The organism is Mesorhizobium sp. B2-4-2, assembly GCF_006442845.1.
Taxonomy (GTDB): domain Bacteria; phylum Pseudomonadota; class Alphaproteobacteria; order Rhizobiales; family Rhizobiaceae; genus Mesorhizobium.
In genome coordinates this window covers 75,022-94,272 of the sequence record NZ_VFVM01000006.1, presented here as the reverse complement: position 1 = coordinate 94,272, position 19,251 = coordinate 75,022, and the positions used below count along the sequence as shown (strand labels likewise).

At 62.8% G+C, this 19,251-nt stretch carries 19 protein-coding genes; 14 read left to right on the top strand and 5 right to left on the bottom strand.

Features of this window, described 5'->3' with window-relative positions; translation table 11 throughout:
• Position 1 precedes the first annotated feature (1 nt).
• The 12 genes from FJ942_RS15480 to FJ942_RS15425 all read left to right on the top strand — a co-directional run bounded on the left by FJ942_RS15480 (position 2) and on the right by FJ942_RS15425 (position 13,386).
• On the top strand, positions 2-1,354 hold the full coding sequence (locus tag FJ942_RS15480; RefSeq protein ID WP_140656982.1) for an FAD-binding oxidoreductase: 1,353 nt from the start codon (positions 2-4) through the stop codon (positions 1,352-1,354).
• A 123-nt stretch (positions 1,355-1,477) separates the two neighbouring features.
• Entirely contained in the window at positions 1,478-1,927 is a 450-nt protein-coding gene (locus FJ942_RS15475; RefSeq protein ID WP_140521117.1) for an EamA family transporter, read from the top strand.
• Entirely contained in the window at positions 1,924-2,931 is a 1,008-nt protein-coding gene (locus FJ942_RS15470; RefSeq protein WP_140670265.1) for an NAD(P)-dependent oxidoreductase, read from the top strand. The genes FJ942_RS15475 and FJ942_RS15470 overlap by 4 nt, the downstream gene beginning before the upstream one ends.
• 105 nt (positions 2,932-3,036) lie before the next feature.
• Positions 3,037-4,467, top strand: coding sequence for an aspartate aminotransferase family protein (locus FJ942_RS15465; protein ID WP_181173456.1), 1,431 nt, complete (start codon positions 3,037-3,039; stop codon positions 4,465-4,467).
• Positions 4,468-4,478: 11 nt separating this feature from the next.
• Positions 4,479-5,711 (top strand): DUF2029 domain-containing protein, encoded by a 1,233-nt coding sequence (locus FJ942_RS15460; RefSeq protein WP_140898267.1) that lies wholly within the window; start codon positions 4,479-4,481, stop codon positions 5,709-5,711.
• Complete coding sequence (locus FJ942_RS15455) at positions 5,708-6,466, top strand: FkbM family methyltransferase (protein WP_140898123.1); 759 nt, start codon at positions 5,708-5,710, stop codon at positions 6,464-6,466. The genes FJ942_RS15460 and FJ942_RS15455 overlap by 4 nt, the downstream gene beginning before the upstream one ends.
• Before the next feature lie 148 nt (positions 6,467-6,614).
• A complete protein-coding gene (locus FJ942_RS15450; protein ID WP_140898121.1) occupies positions 6,615-9,176 on the top strand; it encodes an FAD-dependent oxidoreductase in 2,562 nt (853 codons plus the stop codon).
• Between the two features lie 102 nt (positions 9,177-9,278).
• Positions 9,279-10,124 (top strand): DUF1194 domain-containing protein, encoded by an 846-nt coding sequence (locus tag FJ942_RS15445; RefSeq protein WP_140898119.1) that lies wholly within the window; start codon positions 9,279-9,281, stop codon positions 10,122-10,124.
• Positions 10,125-10,334: 210 nt separating this feature from the next.
• On the top strand, positions 10,335-10,679 hold the full coding sequence (locus tag FJ942_RS15440; protein WP_140495638.1) for a peptidase inhibitor family I36 protein: 345 nt from the start codon (positions 10,335-10,337) through the stop codon (positions 10,677-10,679).
• Between the two features lie 141 nt (positions 10,680-10,820).
• Positions 10,821-11,765 (top strand): ABC transporter substrate-binding protein, encoded by a 945-nt coding sequence (locus FJ942_RS15435; protein ID WP_140516347.1) that lies wholly within the window; start codon positions 10,821-10,823, stop codon positions 11,763-11,765.
• A gap of 62 nt (positions 11,766-11,827) precedes the next feature.
• A complete protein-coding gene (locus FJ942_RS15430) occupies positions 11,828-12,604 on the top strand; it encodes an ABC transporter permease (protein ID WP_140495640.1) in 777 nt (258 codons plus the stop codon).
• Positions 12,601-13,386 carry an ABC transporter ATP-binding protein gene (locus tag FJ942_RS15425; RefSeq protein WP_140898117.1) on the top strand — a complete coding sequence of 262 codons (786 nt, stop codon included), beginning with the start codon at positions 12,601-12,603 and terminating at the stop codon, positions 13,384-13,386. Before FJ942_RS15430 ends, FJ942_RS15425 begins: the two co-directional genes overlap by 4 nt.
• 9 nt (positions 13,387-13,395) lie before the next feature.
• Here FJ942_RS15425 and FJ942_RS15420 read toward each other — a convergent pair whose 3' ends face one another.
• From FJ942_RS15420 to FJ942_RS15410, 3 genes are all read right to left on the bottom strand, one after another.
• A complete protein-coding gene (locus tag FJ942_RS15420) occupies positions 13,396-14,397 on the bottom strand; it encodes a GlxA family transcriptional regulator (protein ID WP_140495642.1) in 1,002 nt (333 codons plus the stop codon).
• A gap of 271 nt (positions 14,398-14,668) precedes the next feature.
• A complete protein-coding gene (locus FJ942_RS29020; RefSeq protein WP_127853696.1) occupies positions 14,669-14,803 on the bottom strand; it encodes a hypothetical protein in 135 nt (44 codons plus the stop codon).
• Positions 14,804-15,161: 358 nt separating this feature from the next.
• Positions 15,162-15,347 (bottom strand): hypothetical protein, encoded by a 186-nt coding sequence (locus tag FJ942_RS15410; RefSeq protein ID WP_140495643.1) that lies wholly within the window; start codon positions 15,345-15,347, stop codon positions 15,162-15,164.
• Positions 15,348-15,564: 217 nt separating this feature from the next.
• Between FJ942_RS15410 and FJ942_RS15405 the strand changes: the two genes are divergently transcribed.
• Positions 15,565-16,464, top strand: a complete 900-nt coding sequence (locus FJ942_RS15405) for a LysR substrate-binding domain-containing protein (RefSeq protein ID WP_140495644.1) — start codon at positions 15,565-15,567, stop codon at positions 16,462-16,464.
• Here FJ942_RS15405 and FJ942_RS15400 read toward each other — a convergent pair whose 3' ends face one another.
• Positions 16,465-17,445: an alpha/beta hydrolase gene (locus tag FJ942_RS15400; protein ID WP_140495645.1), complete on the bottom strand. Its 981-nt coding sequence runs from the start codon at positions 17,443-17,445 to the stop codon at positions 16,465-16,467.
• 246 nt (positions 17,446-17,691) lie between these two features.
• Complete coding sequence (locus tag FJ942_RS28545) at positions 17,692-17,877, bottom strand: hypothetical protein (protein WP_140657020.1); 186 nt, start codon at positions 17,875-17,877, stop codon at positions 17,692-17,694.
• A gap of 306 nt (positions 17,878-18,183) precedes the next feature.
• On the opposite strand from FJ942_RS28545, the gene FJ942_RS15390 reads away from it, so the two are divergent.
• Positions 18,184-19,212 (top strand): acyltransferase, encoded by a 1,029-nt coding sequence (locus FJ942_RS15390; protein WP_246679801.1) that lies wholly within the window; start codon positions 18,184-18,186, stop codon positions 19,210-19,212.
• Positions 19,213-19,251 lie beyond the last annotated feature (39 nt).

The window sequence follows — 19,251 nt, the reverse complement described above, 5'->3', positions numbered from 1 at the left end:
CATGGCCGGCGAGCGCTTCGACAGCTTCGGGCGCGCGACGCCGCCCGCACCGCGCGCCATCGGCATCGATGACGCTATCGTGCTGCTGAAGGGCGGTCAGGCCAGGCACGCCTCGCTGCTTGCCTATGGCAATGGCAGATCCTACGGCGATTCCTGCCAGAACGAGGCCGGTGCCGTCGTCGACATGCGGCCGCTGAACCGCATCCGCGCCTTCAATGCCGAGACCGGCCTTCTCGAAGCGGATACGGGCGTGCTTCTGTCCGACATCATTGCCCACGCCGCGCCCTACGGCTTCTTCCCGGCAGTCGTTCCGGGCACGCAGTTCGTCACGCTCGGCGGCGCCATTGCCAACGACGTCCACGGCAAGAATCATCACCGGCGCGGCACGTTCGGCTGCCATGTCGAAAGTTTCACGCTGCTGCGGTCCGATGGAAGGACCTACCGCTGCTCCGCGACAGACAATCCGCGGTTGTTCCGGGCGACGATCGGCGGCATGGGGCTGACAGGCCTGATCCTGTCGGCCTCGATCCGGTTGATGCGGGTGCATTCCCTCGACATCATCGAGAAGGTGACGCCGTTTCGCGACCTGGGCGAATTTTTCGAGCTGGCCGAGGCGGCGGACCAGGCCAATGAATATGCGGTCGCCTGGATCGATCAGCTCGCCGGCGGCAGGCGCAGCGGGCGCGGCCTGCTGTTCACGGGCAATCACGCCGAGCATGGCTCGCATACCGCCGCGCGCGCCGGCGGCAATTTCGCGGTGCCGTTCCAGCCGCCGTTCAATGTGCTCAGCCGACCGTTCCTGAGCGCCTTCAATGCGGCCTACCGATGGAGGAAGGGCCGCTCTGCCGCGCCGCGCCAGGTCGGTTACCAGGGCTTCTTCTTCCCGCTGGACGGCGTGCGCGATTGGAACCGGCTTTACGGTCCGAACGGGCTGTTCCAGCACCAGAGCGTTGTGCCGGAAGAAGCCGCGCGTGAAGCGGTGCCGATGCTGCTCGCGGCTGCCAGGCGGGCCGGGCAGAGCTCGTTCCTCACTGTTCTGAAACGCTTCGGCGGCGTCCGATCCCCGGCGCTGCTCTCCTTCCCGCGACCTGGCTACACGCTGACGCTGGATTTCCCCAACAGGGGAGCCGCGACCCTGGCGTTGCTGGACGAACTCGACCGCATCGCCATCGGAGCCGGCGGGGCAGTCAACCCCTACAAGGATGCGCGTATGAGCGCCGCGACCTTCGCCGCGTCCTTTCCGGAGTGGTCACGGCTGGAGGCGCAGCGCGACCCGGCCTTCATGTCCGGCTTCTGGGCGCGCACAGCCAAAAACATCGACCTGCGAAGACGGGGTGCCGAGGCCGCGGAATAGATAAAATTGAAATGGATCGTGGTTAGCGATCGGTTAACGAGAAGATTTACTCAAAACGTCCTTGTGAGTTCACGAAATCTTTTCGGGTTTGTAATAGAAGGCGTCACGGGTGGGTGAGCTGACATGAAATATATCGTCTTCATTCTCTTTACGGTCATGACGAATGCGGCCGCGCAGCTGATGCTGAAGCAAGGCATGATGTCGCTTGGGCCGATCTCGTTCGAAGGCGCCAACCCGCTTATCAGGCTGTTGCAGATCGTCTTCAGCCCCTGGGTGTTCCTCGGCCTGTGCACCTTCGTCATTTCCATGGCCTCGCATCTCTACGTGCTGTCCAAGGTCGAGCTTTCCTTTGCCTATCCGTTCCTTAGCCTCGCCTATGTCGCCGTCGCGGTCTTCGCCTATTTCGTCTTTCGCGAGGACCTCAATGGCTGGCGCATCGCAGGTATCGGCTGCATCTGCGTGGGCACAGTGCTAATCGCCCAAAGCGGCCGAGACCTGGGTGACCACGGGCATGACGAGCAGACCGTTTCCATCACCTCCGACAAGATCGGCACCAGCGAGATCGTTCGATGAGACATGTGATTTTCGGCGGCGACGGCTTTGTCGGTCGCCACCTTGCCCCGAAGCTCGTGGCGGATGGCGAGGAGGTTGTCGTCGCCGACATCGTCAAGAGCGACCTGGCGCATTATCGCAACGTCGGCTTCATCCATTGCGACGTGACCGATCCCGCATCGGTGGCGGCGGTTGGGCTGAAGGCCGACGACATGATCTACAATCTGTCGGCAAAGATGCTGTCGCCGATCCAGGTGCGCGCCAAGCGGCACGATTTCTTCTTTCCGGTCAATTTCCATGGCACCGAGCATATCATGCAGGCGATGGACAAGGCCGGCGCGCCCCGGCTCGTGCATTACACGACCGACATGATCTACGGCCATACGGTCACCTTCCCGATGACCGAGGAACATCCGGTCGCGCCGCTCGGCGAATATGGCTGGTCGAAGCAGATGACCGAGGAACTGGCCGCCGAATGGCGCAAGCGCGGCATGTCGATCTCGCTGTTTCGTCCGCGCCTGATCATCGGTCCCGGCCGGCTCGGCATCCTTGAAAAACTGTTCAAGCTGATCGACTGGAACCTTCCGGTGCCGATGATCGGCTCGGGCCGGAATCCATACCAGTTCATTTCTGTTTTCGATTGTGCGGAAGCTGCCCGCGCGGCCTGGAAAGCCGGCGTACCGAACGAGGTCTATAATCTGGGTTCGCTCAACCCGCCGCCGGTCAGGAAATTGCTCGGCGACCTGATCAGGCATGCCGGTTCGAAATCGATCCTGATTCCGACGCCGGGCTGGGCGGTGAAGCGCACGCTCGATCTGCTCGACCTCATGAACCTGCCGATCATGGATCCGGAGCAATATCTGATCGCCGACGAGGAGTGCGTGCTCGACGTCTCTAAAGCGGGACGCCAGCTCGGCTGGGTGCCGCAACATCGCGACGAGGACATGCTGATCGCCGCCTACAGCGAATACCGCGCCAGGAAGGCCGGCCACGCCGTCGCCGCCAAACATGTGCCCGCCGAATAGCAGCCCGCCAACAGTTTCATCTGCGCACGATCCCCGATCCTGCGCGCGGACAGGAGATTGAAAATGACCGTCATGGCCAAGCCCGATCAGGCGAGCGCGCGCACCATGGTCAGCGCGCCGGCGCTGTCGCCAGCCACCATCGCCAAGCCTGACCTGATCAGCGTCGAGCAGGCCAAGGCGATGGACGTCGCTGCGATGACCGACCTGTTCAAGGCGCATCTCAACCCGGGCCAGCTGCATTTCATGAAGCTGCTCGGCTTCCACAAGATCAAGATCGAGCGCGCCGAGGGCATGTTCTACATCGACCAGAACGGCCGCAAGATCCTGGATTTCTTCGGCGGCTTCGGTTCGCTGGCCTTCGGCCACAACCATCCGCGCATCCTCGAAGCGCGCAAGAAATTCCAGGAGGAGAAGCGCCAGGAGATCGCCATCGCCTTCATGTCGCAATATGCGGCCGCGTTGGCCCACAACATCGCCAAATGTTCGCCCGGCGATCTCGACATGGTGTTTCTGGGCTCGTCCGGCTCGGAAGCGATGGAAGCGGCGGTAAAACTCGCCGAGCGTGCCGCCGGCCCGAAGCGGCCGAAAATCGTCTATGCCGAGAATTCCTTCCACGGCAAGACCAAGGGTGTGCTGGCGATCACCGACGGCCAGCTCTACCGCGCCGATTTCAAGGTGGCGGACAATGCGGTCCGGATTCCGTTCGCCGACATCGAAGCGGTCGAGCGCGCATTCCGCGCCGATCCCGAGATCGGCGTCATCGTGCTGGAAACCATCCAGGGCGGCGGCGGCATCATCCAGGCGCCCGCGGAATATTGGCAGAAGCTGCGCGCATTGTGCGATCAATACGGTGTGCTGTGGGTGGCCGACGAAGTGCAGTGCGGCTATGGCCGCTCCGGCCGCTTCTATGCTTTCGAACATTATGGCGTCGTTCCCGACGTGACGGCGCTCGCCAAGTCGCTCGGCGGCGGCAAGGCGGCGGTCGGCGCGATGGTCGCCAGGCGCGAGATCTATATGAAGGCCTACGGCACGCCGAAGACGGCGATGATCCATGCCATGGCGACTTTTGGCGGCATGGGCGAGGCCTGCGTCACCTCGATCGAAGCGCTCAACGTTCTCTATGACGAGGGCCTGATCGACAATGCCGCCGCTACCGGCGAGTACCTTTTGCAGCGCCTCCAGGCACTGAAGGACAAATACCCCAAGATCATCAAGGACGTCCGCGGTAAGGGGCTCATGATCGGGCTCGAGTTCCATGATTTCTCGCAGACATTGCCGACCGTGTTGCGGCCGGTGGTCAGCGTGCTTGACGACAAGCTGAAGGGTTCGCTGTCGGGCTTTATCGGCGCGCTGCTGCTGCGTGACTATGACGTGTTGGTCGCCTTCACCGAGTACAACCGCAACGTCATCCGGCTCGAGCCGCCGCTGATCTGCCAGCGCGAGCATGTCGACCGGTTTGTCGACGCTTTCGACAGCCTTTTGTCGCGCGGCATTGTGGGAATCGTGAAGGATTTCGTCAAAAGCCAGGTTCGTTGAGCACCACGACGATGCTGACCAAGTCGCCCACTCCGCAAAACCCGCTCGACCGGCTCACAGCGGCCGGCCTGGCGTGGGGCGAGGGGACCTATGCGCGGCTGGCGGCACCCATCGGCGCGGCGGCTTTCGCGTTCTACATCCTTTTGACGGCGCTGACGGCCTGGGTGATGCCCGATGCCAATTGGGACATGCTGCCCTATCTCGCCATATCAGAGGAAGGCACATACCCCGATGCGCAGGCGCTGCATGACTATGCCTACAACACCGTCAAGGCCGGGGTCTCGGCAGGTGACTACAAGACGCTGACCGACGATGGCGGCGGCTTCCGCAGCCACATGGCGGAGAATGCCGCCGACTTCCATTCGCTGCTCGGCATGTACCGGATCAAGTTCCTCTACGCCGAGATCCTGTCGACGCTGAGCGCGGCGATGTCGCCGGTCGAGGCGATGCGGCTGGTGCAGGTAGCCTCGGTGCTGCTGTTCGGCGCGATCACGCTGCTCTGGCTGCGCTCGGAAAAAGCATTGGCTTTGGCGCCGGTGATCGGCGCGGTGCTGATCATGGCCGATTTCGGCGATGCGGCGCGCGCCTCGACGCCGGATCTGCTGACTTCGGCGCTGCTGCTCGGCGGGCTTTACGCCTATGTCAGGGGCCGCGAGGCGGCGACGGCGATCCTGCTCTTCCTCGCGTTCATGGTGCGGCCGGACAATATTGTCTTTCTTGCCGTTTTCGCCGTTCTGCTCATCGCCTTCCGGCAGCAGGCATGGGGTGCGCTGGTCGGTTTTGCGGCGTCCTTCGTCGCCTATTTCGCCATCTCGCACTGGGCGCATCATCCTGGCTGGTGGCCGCATCTGTGGTTCTCCAGCGTCGAGCAGCACTACAATATGGACGGGTTCGAGCCGCCGTTCTCCGTCGTTGCCTATCTCAAGGCATTTGCCGCATCGCTGCTGCGCGCCGTCAACCTGAACAGCTGGGTCGGCGTCTCGGTGCTGGCGCTGGCCGGCTGGTACGCGGTCGGCCGTGCCGGCTTCCGGCTCGACCGACGCGCCGGCATTCTGTTCGCCGCGCTCGTGCTCGGCGCGCTGGCTAAATTCACCGTCTTCCCGATCCACGACACGCGCATCTATTTCCCGCATCTGGTTCCGCCATTCCTGTTGCTGGCCACCCCTTTCATGGCGCTGTGGGCGACAGTCGCCCGTGACCAGCACCGCGCGGTCTTGCATGTCATTCCCGGAGACACGCCATGAGTTCGCTGTCCAGCCTGACGCGCATCGCGCTGTCGCTTGGCCTTCCGGCCGGTTTGCTCGACCGGGGGCCGTCGCTGCGCGGCACGAAATTCCTGGCCGGGGCGGCATTGAAAGCGCGCCTCGGCGGGACAAGGCGGCCCTTCCAGATGGTCAATGTCGGCGCCTGCGACGGCGCGCTGTTCGACGACGTCACGCCCTGGCTGCATCGCATTCCAGGCGCCCGTGCCCTGCTGGTCGAGCCGATCCCCTATAACCAGAAGCGCCTGCGCGCCAACTATCCCGATACCAACCGGTTCATCATCGAGCCGGTTGCCGCCACGAAAACAAGGGGGACGATCACCGTCCACACCTTCGATGCCGCCGCGCTCGAGGCCGGCACGCTGCCGATCGAGTTCATCGGCTGCTCCTCGGTTACCGACACCAACCTGATGTCGGGCAAGAATGCCTGGGGCGAGGATGACGTGAATTTCAACAAATTCGCGCCCTATCTCAGGGACATCGAAGTGCCGTCCGAGACCTTGCAGACATTGCTCGACCGCAACGGCATCAGCCATATCGACGCCTTCCTCGTCGATTGCGAGGGCGCAGACTGGATGGTCTTCGAGCAACTCGATCTCCAACGCTACCGTCCGGGCATGATCAAGGTCGAGGTCGGCGCACTGCCCGCTCCGGAGATCGGCCAGGTCGTGGTCAAGCTCAAGACCGCCGGCTACCAGGTCGGTTTCCAGGCCGAGGACATCTGGGCCTTCGCCTGACGGCAGCGATTTTCCTGATCCAAATCGGGTCGCGACGCATTCGCGGCGTGTCGCAAACAGGCGGTAGCGCGCTCATCGTCGTCTGCATATTGTGCGCCGATCAGACGGGCGCCGACGCCGCCCGCAACAGCACCTGGAGTCGCGGGCAATGGCAGAGTTTCCGAACAAGGCGAAGGTCGTCATCATCGGCCTGGGTGGCATTGTCGGCGCGTCGATCGCCCATCACCTGATCGAACGCGGCTGGGACGACATTGTCGGTGTCGACAAATCAGGCATCCCGACCGACATCGGCTCGACGGCGCACGCTTCCGACTTCTGCTACACCACCAGCCACGATTTCCTGTCCTGCTGGACGACGCTCTACTCCATCGATTTCTACGAGAAGATGGGCCATTACGCGCGCATCGGCGGCCTCGAAGTCGCGCGCGTCGGCGATGACGGCCGCATGGACGAAATCAAGCGCAAGATCGCTTCGGCCAAGGCTTTTGGAACGCGCGCCCGGCTGATCGAACCGGCCGAGATCAAGGAGAAATTCCCGCTCATCGAAGAGGCAATGGTGCAGGGCGGCCTGTGGGATCCCGACGCCGGCCTGGTCATCCCGCGCTCGCAGACGGTCGCCGGCAAGCTCGTCGACCAGGCGGAAGCCTCGGGCAAGCTCAAATCCTTCGCCAACACGCCGGCCCGGTCGCTCGTCGTCAAGGACGGCCGCATCAGCGCCGTGGTGACTGACCGCGGCACCATCGAGGCCGACTACGTCATCGTCTGCGCCGGCATCTGGGGCCGGCTGATCGCCGAGATGGTGGGTGAGGACCTGCCCGTCATGCCGATCGACCATCCGCTCACCTTCTTCGGCCCCTACAACGAGTTCGCCGGCACGGGCAAGGAGATCGGCTGGCCGCTGCTGCGCGACCAGGGCAATTCCGCCTATATGCGCGACACCGGTGATCCCAAGACCGCCGAGGGCGGGCAGATCGAGTGGGGTTACTACGAAGAGACCAATCCACGCCTTTGCCATCCGCGCGACCTGCTCGAGAAGGACCAGGCCCGGCTTTCGCCTTCGCAGCGCGACCTCGACATGGAGCAGATCCTGGCGCCGCTGGAGCGCGCCATGGAACTGACGCCGATCCTGGGCGAACTCGGCTACAACGAAAGCCATTCCTTCAACGGCCTGCTGCAGGTGACGGCGGATGGCGGTCCGTCGATGGGCGAGAGCCAGAAGGTGAGGGGGCTGTGGTATGCCGTCGCCATCTGGGTCAAGGACGGCCCCGGCATGGGCAAGCTCATCGCCGACTGGATGACGGACGGCCGCACCTCGATCGACCATCACGCGATCGACTATGCGCGCTTCTATCCGCACCAGACCAAGGAGCAGTTCATCTGGGATCGCTGCACCGAGACGGCGATGAAGGTCTACAATCCCGCCGTGCATCCGCGCGAGCCCTTCTCCAAGGGCCGCAATATCAGGCGCTCGCCGTTCTGGGAGCGCGAGAAGGAACTCGGCGGCTATTTCATGGAGCTGGGCGGCTGGGAGCGCGCGCACGGCTATGCCGCCAACGAGCATCTTCTGGAGAAATACGCCAACCGGGTGCCGGTGCGCGAGAACGAATGGGACAACCGCCATTTCTGGCGCGTGTCCAATGCCGAGCATCTGGCGATGAGCGAAGACTGCGGCATCGTCAACCTGTCGCACTTTTCGATGTATGACATCGAGGGACCCGACCACGTCGCGCTGCTGGAGTGGCTGTGCGCGGCCAAGATCGGCGGCGACAACAATATCGGCAAGGGCATCTACACCCACTTCCTCGACGAGGAAGGCATGGTGCGCGCCGACTTCACGGTCATCCGCATGGCCGACCGCTGCCGTTTGATCGATGGCGCGGACGCCGGCCCGCGCGACTTCCAGTACATGCGCCGCACCGCGCAGGATAAAGGTTTCGATGTCACCATCACCGATGTGACGGAAAAATACGTCACCATCGGCATCTGGGGCCCGAACGCGCGAGCAACCCTGCAAAAGGTGGTCGAGGATCCCGAGGGCCTTGCGCTGGAGAATTTCCCGTTCGCCGCGATCAAGCCGATCCGGATCGCCGGCAAGGACGTCACCGCCTTCCGCATCTCCTATGTCGGCGAACAGGGATGGGAACTGCACATGCGCTACGAGGACGGCCTGGCCGTCTGGGACGCGCTGCGCTCGACCGGCGTCATGCCGTTCGGCGTCGAGACCTATGCCAATACGCGGCGCATGGAAAAGAGCCTGCGTTTGCAGAATGCCGATCTGCTCACCGAGTACAACCTGCTCGAGGCCGATCTTGCCCGCCCGAAAGTCAAGGAGAACGACTTCTGCGGCAAGGCCAAGCACCTGGAATACCGCGCCCGCGAGCACCAGCCGGCGATGCTGTGCACGCTGGTGATGACCGAAAACACCGATTCCAAGGGTGTGGCGCGTTATCCGGTGGGCACGATGCCGGTGCTGGACCCCGAGACCGGAGAGACGCTGGTCGACGAACTCGGCCGCCGTTCCTTCACCACGTCGGTCGCTTACGGCCCGACCATCGGCAAGAACATCGCGCTCGCCTATCTGCCATGGGCCTATGCCCAAGAGGGCCGCAAGCTGAAGGTGGAGTATTTCGGCGAGACCTATCCGGTCGAAGTCGCTGGTGTCGGCTACAAGCCGCTCTACGATCCGGAGAATCTGAAGCCGAGAAGCTAGGCAACCTCCCAGCAGGGCTCGTGAGCAAATTTTTGGATAAGCCCGGCGGCCAAGGTCGGGCTTTTCTCTTTTTCGGCTGGCGATTCTGGCTTACCCTGCGGCATGTCTGCTTTTGCTCGCGCAAGACATCTGCTTTCAGGCGCCGCCGCCCTGGCGCTGATGCTGTGGCTGGCCCCGGTGTCGCTCGCGGACGAACCCGTCGACGTCGAACTGGTGCTGGCGGTCGACGTCTCGCTGTCCATGTCGGCGGACGAGCTCGAGATCCAGCGTCGCGGCTACGCGGCTGCATTGACGCACGATCATGTGCTGCAAGCCATCGCCGCCGGCGCTTATGGCAGGATCGCCGTTACTTATGTCGAATGGGCTGGCACCAACTGGCAGCACGTCGTCGTGCCGTGGACGGTGATCGCCAGCCGCGCCGACGCCGAGCAGGTGGTGGCGCGGCTGTCCGCCCAGCCTCCCAACAGCGCGCGGCGCACGTCTATCTCCGGCGCGCTGGAATTCGGCGCGGACCTTTTCGCCGAAAGTGGCTTTCAAGGGACGAAGCGGGTTATCGATATTTCCGGCGACGGCCCCAACAACCAGGGCGCGCCGGTCGATATCATCCGCGACGAGGTGGTCAAGCAAGGCATCGTCATAAACGGCTTGCCGCTGATGACCCGCGGCGGCTTCACCAGCGCCTACGATGTCAACGATCTCGACCGCTATTACAGCGACTGCGTCATTGGCGGTCCCGGAGCCTTCATGGTTCCGGTCAACGACTGGACGCAGTTTCCCGAAGCTATCCGCCGCAAGCTTGTGCTTGAACTCGCCGGCCCGGCCTCGCCGCGGCCGGTTGACCAGGCCGATCGTCCGCCGGTGGTGCTGGCGCAGGCCGAACAGGCCAGCGATTGCCTGGTCGGCGAAAAGATGTGGCGCAACCGCAATTGGATGCTCGATAGCCGCTGAGAAATTCCAGAAAAAGCGCATAGCGCTTTGCCGGTACGCGCGTAACGCTTTCCCTTTGGAATTGATTGAAAAAAATAGTTAAAGCGGTTCGGCGTTTCCGTGAAATGCCGAACTGTTCCAGGCTTGCCAGTCCGGCAGAAGCAGTGGCAAACTGACCTTGCCGCGCCATCCGGCGGGCGGGGTGACGCGGTCAAACCGAGGAAACACCAGATGAGACGTCTAGCCATCCTGACTGCGGTCGCGTCCATGCTTTACGCCGACGGCGCCAGCGCCCAATACGACGATCAGGCCGCCTGCATCATGTTCGAAAACGGCAATTTTCGCGGACGGTCGATCGCGCTCGGGGCCGACGATTCGGTCAATTTTCGCGGCCGCGAGTTCTGGAACGACCGCGTGTCGTCGGTGATCGTTCGCCGAGGCTGCACTCTCGTTGCCTATGAGGATTCGCGCAGGGGAGGCCGATCGATCGAGATCAGGCGCAGGGTCCGCGATTTCGGCGGCAGCGACTGGAACGACCGCATCTCGTCCGCGGAGTGCTACTGCGACCAGTATTGACGACAAGGTCCTCGGCCTAGCCGCTTCATGGCGGCAAAGGCGAACATTCGTCGCCGACGATGGGGGCGAACACGGCCCTGTTCATTGACAGCCGGGCGGCGTCCGTGAACATTCCCCCAGAGAAAACAAAGGGGAACTGACATGAACAGGACCATTATCCTTACGCTGGCGCTTGCCGCCGGCCTGTCCGCGCCGGCGATGGCCGCCACATCGGTCACCATCGGCATCAGCGGCTGGACCGGCTTCGCGCCGCTGACGCTCGCCAAACAGGCCGGTCTCTTCGAGAAGCACGGCCTCGACGTGACCTTGAAGAAGGTGCCGCAGGCCAGCCGGCCGCTCGCCATCGCCAGCGGCGACCTGCAATGCGCCGCCACCACGGTCGAGACATGGCAGGTGTGGAACGCCAGCGGCGTGACCACCAAGCAGATCTTCCAGCTCGACAAATCCTATGGCGCCGACGGCATCGTGGTGCGCAACGACATCAAGACCGTCGCCGACCTCAAGGGCAAGACTGTCGCGTCCTCGGCGCCGGGCACCTCGCCCTATTTCCTGCTGGCCTGGGTGCTGAACAAGAACGGCATGTCGACAAAGGATGTCACGGTCGTCAATCTCGAGCCGGACGCGGCGGCGCAGGCCTTCCTTGCCGGCCAGAACGACGCGGCCGTCACCTATGAGCCGTTCATCTCGGCGGTGCGCGACAAGGCCGACCAGGGCCACATATTGGCGACCACGCTCGACTACCCGATGGTGCTCGACACGGTCGGCTGCACGCCCGAATTCCTCAAAGCCAATCCGGACGCCGCCAAGGCGCTTGCCGACAGCTATTTCGACGCGCTCGACCTGATCAAGAAGGACCCGCAGAAATCCTACGGCATCATGGGCGCGGACGTGAAACAGTCGGCCAAGGAGTTCGAGGATTCGGCGAAGTACCTGAAATGGGCCGACCGGGCGGAGAACAAGCAGTTCTTCACCAAGGAGTTCCAGGATTTCTCCAAGACCGCCGGCGAGCTTCTGCTGCAGATGGGGCTGATCAAGGAAGCGCCTGACGTCTCCACGCTGGCCGATACCAGCGCCGTGGCGAACTGAGCGGCCGCTGTCTTGCGGCGGCGCCCCGCGCCGCCGTTTCGCTTCCACAAGGACCGTTGTAAATGCCGCGCCCCCTGCATCCGATCTCGCCGGGCACGCGAACCGTGCTCGGCATTTCCTTCTTCGTGCTGTTCGTCGTTTTCTGGGCGTGGATCACGCTTGGCGGCCACGTCAACCGCATCTTTCTCGCCGATCCGCTGTCGATGCTGCGGGATGGCTGGCGGCTGCTGGTCGAGGACCGGTTCTGGCTCGACATACTGATCACCATCTGGCGCGTCTTCGGCGGCTTCGTGCTGGCATCGGCCGTCGCCGTGCCGCTGGGCATAGCGATGGGCGCGTGGAAACCTGTCGAGGCGTTCCTGGAGCCGTTCGTCTCCTTCGCCCGCTACCTGCCGGCCTCGGCCTTCATTCCGCTGCTTATCCTTTGGGCCGGCATAGGCGAACTGGAGAAGCTGCTGGTCATCTTCGTCGGCTCCGTGTTCCAGATCATCCTGATCATCGCGGTAAAGGTCGGCTCCACGCGCCGCGATCTCGTCGAGGCGGCCTACACGCTCGGCTCCACCGACAACGGCATCGTCAAGCGTGTAATCATGCCCGCCAATGCGCCCGAGATCGCCGAGACGCTGCGGCTGGTGCTCGGCTGGGCTTGGACCTATGTCATCGTCGCTGAACTGATCGGCTCGTCGTCGGGCATCGGCTACATGATCATCAACAGCCAGTCGCGACTGGCAACCGGCCAGATCATCTTCGGCATCATCGTCATCGGGCTGATCGGGCTGTTGTCCGATCTTGCCTTCAAGGCGCTTAATCGCTGGCTCTTCCCATGGAGCCTGGCATGAGCAAGCTTCTCATCGAGGGCGTCTCGCGCACGTTCGCCGGCGTGCGCGGCGGCTCACCGGTCCAGGCGCTGATGCCTGTCGACCTGGTGGTCGCGGCCAATGATTTCATCACCATCCTGGGGCCTTCGGGATGCGGGAAGTCGACGCTCTTGCGCATCGTCGCCGGGCTGGAGGCGCCGAGCGAAGGGCGCGTGCTGCTCGACGGCAAAGCGGTGACCCGGCCGGGACCGGATCGCGGCATGGTCTTCCAGTCCTATACGCTGTTCCCATGGCTGACGGTCGCCGAAAACATCGCCTTCGGCCTGCGCGAACGCGGCATGGCAGAGCGGGAGAGGGGCGAAATCGTCGCCTCCTATATCGACCTCGTCGGGCTGAAGGGCTTCGAGAACCACTGGCCGAAGCAACTTTCCGGCGGCATGCAGCAGCGCACGGCGATCGCCAGGGCGCTCGCCAATGACCCCGCGATCCTTTTGCTGGACGAGCCGTTCGGCGCGCTCGACAACCAGACGCGCGGGCTGATGCAGGAACTGCTGCTCGGCATTTGGGAACGGCGCAAGAAGACGGTGCTGTTCGTCACCCACGACATCGAGGAGGCGATCTTCATGGCGTCGCGCGTGGTGGTGATGACGGCCAGGCCCGGCCGGATCAAGTCGGACGTCGCCATCGACCTGCCGCACCCGCGCCACTACACGCTGAAGACCAGTCCGGAATTCTCCGTGTTGAAGGCGCGGCTGACCGAGGACATACGTGTCGAGGCGATGCGATCGGCAGAGGTGCTCTGAGGCGCGGCTCTATGCCGCCAGCAGCTGCTTGCGGTCGACGCGTTCCTGCTGCGGCGAGCGGGCGTAGAGCTCGCGGTAGCATTTCGAGAAATGCGAGGCCGAAACGAAGCCGCAGGCGACCGCCACCTCGACCACCGGCATCGAGGACTGAATCAAGAGATGCCTTGCACGGTCGAGGCGGATTTCGAGATAGTAGCGGGCCGGCGAGCGTCCCATCTCGGTGCGGAACAGCCGCTCGATCTGGCGACGCGACAGGTCGACATGGTCGGCGATCTCGATCAGCGACAGCGGCTCCGACAGATTGCCTTCCATCAGTTCGATGATGGTCAGCACTTTCGAGTTCTGTACGCCGAGCCGGGCGCGCAGCGGCAGGCGCTGGCGGTCGGTGGGGCTGCGCACACGATCGGTCAGCACCTGTTCGCAGACGCGGTTGACGAGATTCTCGTCGAAATCGTCGCCGATCAGCTTCAGCATCATGTCGAGCGCGGCGGTGCCGCCGGCGCAGGTGTAGATGTTCTGGTCGATCTCGAACAGGTCGGCAAAGACATTGGCTTTCGGGAATGCCTCGGAGAAGCCCGGCAGGTTCTCCCAATGGATGGCGCAGCGCTTGTTGGACAACAGGCCGGCAGCGGCCAGAACATGCGCGCCGGTGCACAGGCCGCCAACGGAGACGCCGCGATTGTATTCCTCGCGCAGCCAGGCAAAGGCGGACTTGTTCTGGTAGCGCTCGACATTGGTGCCGCTGCAGACGATGGCCATGTTGGGGCGATCCGGCCCTCCCATCTTCCTGCGCTCCTCCTCCAGCGAGGTGTTGACCGCGCATTCGACACCGTTCGAAGCGCGCACCGGCTTGCCGTCGATGCTGGCGAGGCGCCATCGATAGGCCTCGTAGCCGAGCATGCGATTGGCCGAGCGCAGCGGGTCGAGCGCCGTCGCAAACGCGATCATGGTGAAGTCGGGAATGAGAAAAAATACAAACGATCGCTTGATCGGATGCTTAACGGCGTTCACGGGAACCTCACGCAGCCATGGCGCGAACAGAATGTCGCGAATAGCATAGCGACAACAGGAAAAACCATCCTTGTCAATCGGCTAAGGAGCTTTAGCAAGATTTAATTTGCGACATGGGTCGCAAATAGGCAATCGTGTTGCGATGCCGCGCAGCCGCGGCGCCGTTCGCGATGGAAGCGCCGTCAGGGTGTGCAAACAAACGCCGCCTCGGCGGAACCGGGCGGCGTCATCTATTCAGGCAGCGCGAGGGAGCGCTGCCTGCGGGATCGGTTCAGGCGACGAAACCGAGGCGTGCGGCAGCCATGGCGCCGGTCTGGCCGGGCATGGTGTTGGCGAGGCGCTGGCGCTCGAGGGCCGTGGTCAGGTTCATTTCGCGGCGAGGGAAAAGGCGGGCAAAAAGCTTCATGTTCATCTCCAATCGGTTGCTCAGACGGGTCGCCTTCGCTTGATGGAGTGGGGCAGCTCGTTTGCTGGCGTGGATATAGGCTTGTGTAAGTAAAAACTAAATCGCAAAAGCGAAGCACTTGATATGAAAAGCGACACGCAAGGCGGGAGCCTTTGTAGGCACTCCCAGATTTTTCGTTACCTTACAAAGCGTTAGCTCAAAACCCAGCCGCTATGCGGCTTGTTCATATGCGCCATGCAGCGGCAGCATGGCTCCGAAATTCATGTGAACGCAAATAAAACGGCAAAACAGGTCGGTAAAACAAGAAGACCTGCCGGGCGGTTTGCGCGGCAGGCCTTCAATGCATGGTACACACGGTTTACTTTGCTCCAGCCCAGGATCCGACGCCGGCGCGTATGCCGGCCTTCGTGTCGGCCGCTTCAGGCCAGCCAATATCCTTCTGCAGCTCGATCGGCAGGGAGCGGATGGCGCGTTCGGTCTGGTAGCGGGCGCGGGCCGCGCTGAATTCGGTCGCAAGCCGACCGATGGATGACAGGATAGACATTTCGATCTCCTCATGTCGGGGCGGAAGTGCCCGGCAATGCCTTACGTCAGGTCTGTATCAGCTTCATTGCATGTCGAAGGCAGGTCTGTGTCGTGATCGTTTCGTGGCTGCCTTGGCAGCATCCTGCTTCGATGGAGTTGACTATGCGCTCGAACTGATGTTCAATCAAACGAAATGGAATGATAGTTTGCATCAGAAAAATTGAAGGTCGATCGTCATGAACGCCCCACTCAATCATCCGCTGCCGCTGCTGGACCTCGACGTGCTGCGCACTTTCGTGGCGATCGCCGAAACCGGCAGCTTCACCACCGCGGCCAATGCGGTCTTCCGTACGCCCTCGGCGGTCTCCATGCAGATCAAGAAGCTGGAAGATATTCTGGGCCGCTCGGTGTTCGCGCGCGATGCGCGCTCGGTGACGCTGACCACCGACGGGGAAATGCTGCTGGGCTATGCCCGTCGTCTGCTGTCGATCAATCGCGAGGCGGTGTCCAAGTTCATCATTCCCGATATTGTCGGCGTGGTGCGGCTGGGTTCGCCGGACGATTATGGCGAGCGCGTGCTGCCGCATGTGCTGAAGCGTTTTGCGCAGTCGCATCCATCGATCGCCGTCGACGTCACCATCGACCAGAGCAGCAATCTGCGCCGGCGCATGGATGACCGGGCGCTCGACATCACGCTGCTCACCAATTCCTACAAGACCAGCGCGCTCGGCGCCGAGGTGCTGTTGACGGAGCCGATCGTCTGGGCCGGCGCCAAGGGCGGCTGCGCGCATCTGCGCGAACCCTTGCCGGTGTCGCTGTGGGAAGAGGGCTGCGCCTGGCGGGCAGGGGCGCTCGAAGCGCTGAGCCGCGAGGGCCGCAACTACCGCATCGCGTATATGAGCGCGCATACGGCCGGCCAGCGCGCCGCCATCATGTCAGATCTCGCCGTGGCGCCGCTGCCGAAGTCTTTCCTCGGCAACGACATGGTCGAGCTCTGCCCCAAGGACGGCATGCCCGATATCGGCACCTATAACCTCGCCATGGTGGTAGCGCCGGACGCCAGCGCGCCGGTCAAGGCGGTGGCCGACCACATCCGGGCGACGTTCGAAGTCTTCCGGGAAACCGGCAAGTTCTGATCAACCGGGGTGCTCTGACTGGAGGCTCTGCCCCGAAGCCTCGGTGGACGGCGCTTCGAAGCTTGCGCCGGCGCCTTCAACAAGGGGCGAGGGGTTCTCGGTCAGAAACGCCACGATCCGTTCGCGCGCGCGGCGCGATTCCGGCATGTCGATCAGCGGCCAGACGTGGAACATGCCTTCCTCGTGCACGAGCTCTACCTCGACGCCAGCGGCCCGTGCTTTTTGTGCGAAGATCAGATTGTCGGGCGTGAGAAGATCGCGAGAGCCCGCCAGGAGCAATGTCCTGGGCAGCACCGAGAGGTCGCCATAGACGGGGCTGATATGCCAGTCCGTCGGGTCTATTCCGGCACTGTAGAGCCGGATAGCCTCCCGTCCGCCCGCGATGCCCAGCCAGGGATCGTTCCGCTCCGCCTCGAACACCTCGGGGTTTGCAAGCGAGACGTCGAGACCGGGTGAGATCAGCACATGGCGCGACGGCAAGGGCAGGCCTTCTTCGGCAGCCATCATGGTCAGCACCACGGCCATGTTGCCGCCCGCGGAATCGCCCATGAAGATGATGTCTTCCGCCTCCGTCTCGCCGAGCATCCGGCGATAGACGTCGCCGACCATGCCGAACATGGCGTGGAAGTCATGCTCGGGCGCGATGGGATAGATGGGCACCGTAAAGGCATAGCCCAGCCGGTCGGCCATGTCGGCGATCAGGTGCCAATGATAGGGCGTGATTTCAAAGACATAGGCGCCGCCGTGCAGATAGAGAACCCGCTTGCGCTCGCCGGCCCTGGGGGCGATCTCGTAGACGGGAAAGCCGTCGACGGTGCGCGTCTCGATGTTGAAGCGCTGCTGCACTGACACCGGAGGGTGATGGTCCTCTGTCCGGCGCGCCGCAGCGATCCAGCGCTGCAGGTTTTCCGGGCTGGAAAACGCCTTCTTGCGACTGTGCCTGAGCACGAAGGACACGACGTGGCTTTTCAAACTTGGCATGCGGATACACGAACTTCGGCGGCTGCCGACTAAGAGAAGTCCCCTTCATATTTGAAGATCGTGCCCTGGTCGAAGATGTCAAGATTTACGCTGTGTGCACACGTCGCTGTGATGGGCCCCGCATTTCTCGCGGGAGGGATCAGCGCTGCGGCAGAAGGGCTGCGCGCAGGCGGTTGCTGGTGACGGCCGGAGCCCCGCGCGGGCTCCGGCGCGTGCCGAGCAGTTTGCACTTTTCGGCGAAGGTCATCAGCGCGTAAAGCCCAAAAGCAGGGCGGAAAGCGCCGCCTGCGGGTCGCTGGGCGGCGAGGCCGGCCAGCCGATGTCCTTCTGGACATGCGCCGGCAGGCTGTTCAGGGCGCGGACGGCCTTGTTCCTGGCACGGGCCTGCCTGATGGTCGCACCGTAGCGGCCGAGATTTTCGAACATCGACATTTTCATCTCCCTTGAAGAACGGCGGCGGCCGAGGATTATCTTCGGCCGCCGTTCGATGCCGGGTAAATGCGCCTGCCATGTATCGGTCGGATTTCGCGAAAACGGTGATTTGGTTTCCGGACAGGCCGATCCGGAAACATTTGCATACAAATGAAATTACAGGGCGATTGACACCCCCGAGCGATCGCTTCTTGGCCGCGTCCAAGAGGGCGTGCCGCGATCCTACCTAGCTTGCCCGTTGACAGCAGGTGGCGGGTGTCTGCTATTGTGCACTGCAGCATCGGGGGCGCGGGTAAGGAGTATGGCGTGAATGACATTCACAGTATCCAATACCTTCGAGGACTCGCCGCTTCCGCGGTAGTTTGCTTTCACATCAACGAGCAGTTCGGCGGTCCGTTCGCGGTCGGTGCTGCTGGCGTCGACCTGTTTTTTGTCATCAGCGGTTTCATCATGTGGGTGACCACGGCCGATCGCCCTGCCAATCCACGGCGTTTCATATGGCGTCGGATTGTTCGCATCGTGCCGCTCTATTGGATCGTCACGGTGCTGACCGCGCTGGCAATTTTCCTCAAGCCGCAATTTCTCTACGGACATGTGCTGAGCCCGGAAAATTTTTTCGGCTCGCTGGTGTTTCTTCCGATCGTGCAGGATGGGGTACTTCATCCCGTGGTGATCCAGGGCTGGACGCTGTGTTATGAAATGATGTTTTACGTCATTTTCGCCTTGGCGCTCTTTTTAGGCGAGAAGCAGCGTTTTGCCGCGCTGATCGGCGTGCTGACGGTGATGGTCGCATCGAACTTGCTGCTCAAAGGCTACCGCTTTACCTCTCCCCTCATGCTCGAGTTCGCGGCCGGCATTGTTATCGGGCGGCTGTGGATGGAGGATATTCGGCTCCGGCTTGTGCCGGCGCTGGCGCTGGTTGTTGGCGGATTTCTCCTGTTGATGACGATCCAGATGCTTGACCCCGAGCTGCCTCGTGCTCTGCGTTGGGGTATTCCGGCGACCCTGATCGTTGCTGGAGCGGTTTTTGCCGAGCGTGCCAGACCGTTCAACCCCGTGGCCTTGTTTACATTTTTTGGTAGTGCCTCGTATTCGATCTACTTGTGGCATGTGCTGGTGGTTGTCGTGGTAACTGGCCTCATGCTGCGGCTTGGGGTTCCGCCAAATTGGCAGCCGGCGCCGATTGCCTTGATCAGCATCGCGCTTTCCGCGATGCTTTACCTGTCGATTGAAAAGCCGCTGACGGGCTTTCTCAACCGGTCGCGCGTCAGAAGCATGCCGTTGCTCGCTCAGCGGCCCAGCTTGCGCTTGCCATCGAATGAGACAAACGACTGACAAGCGGCCAAGGCGCCTCGGCGTTGCATTGCATCGTGC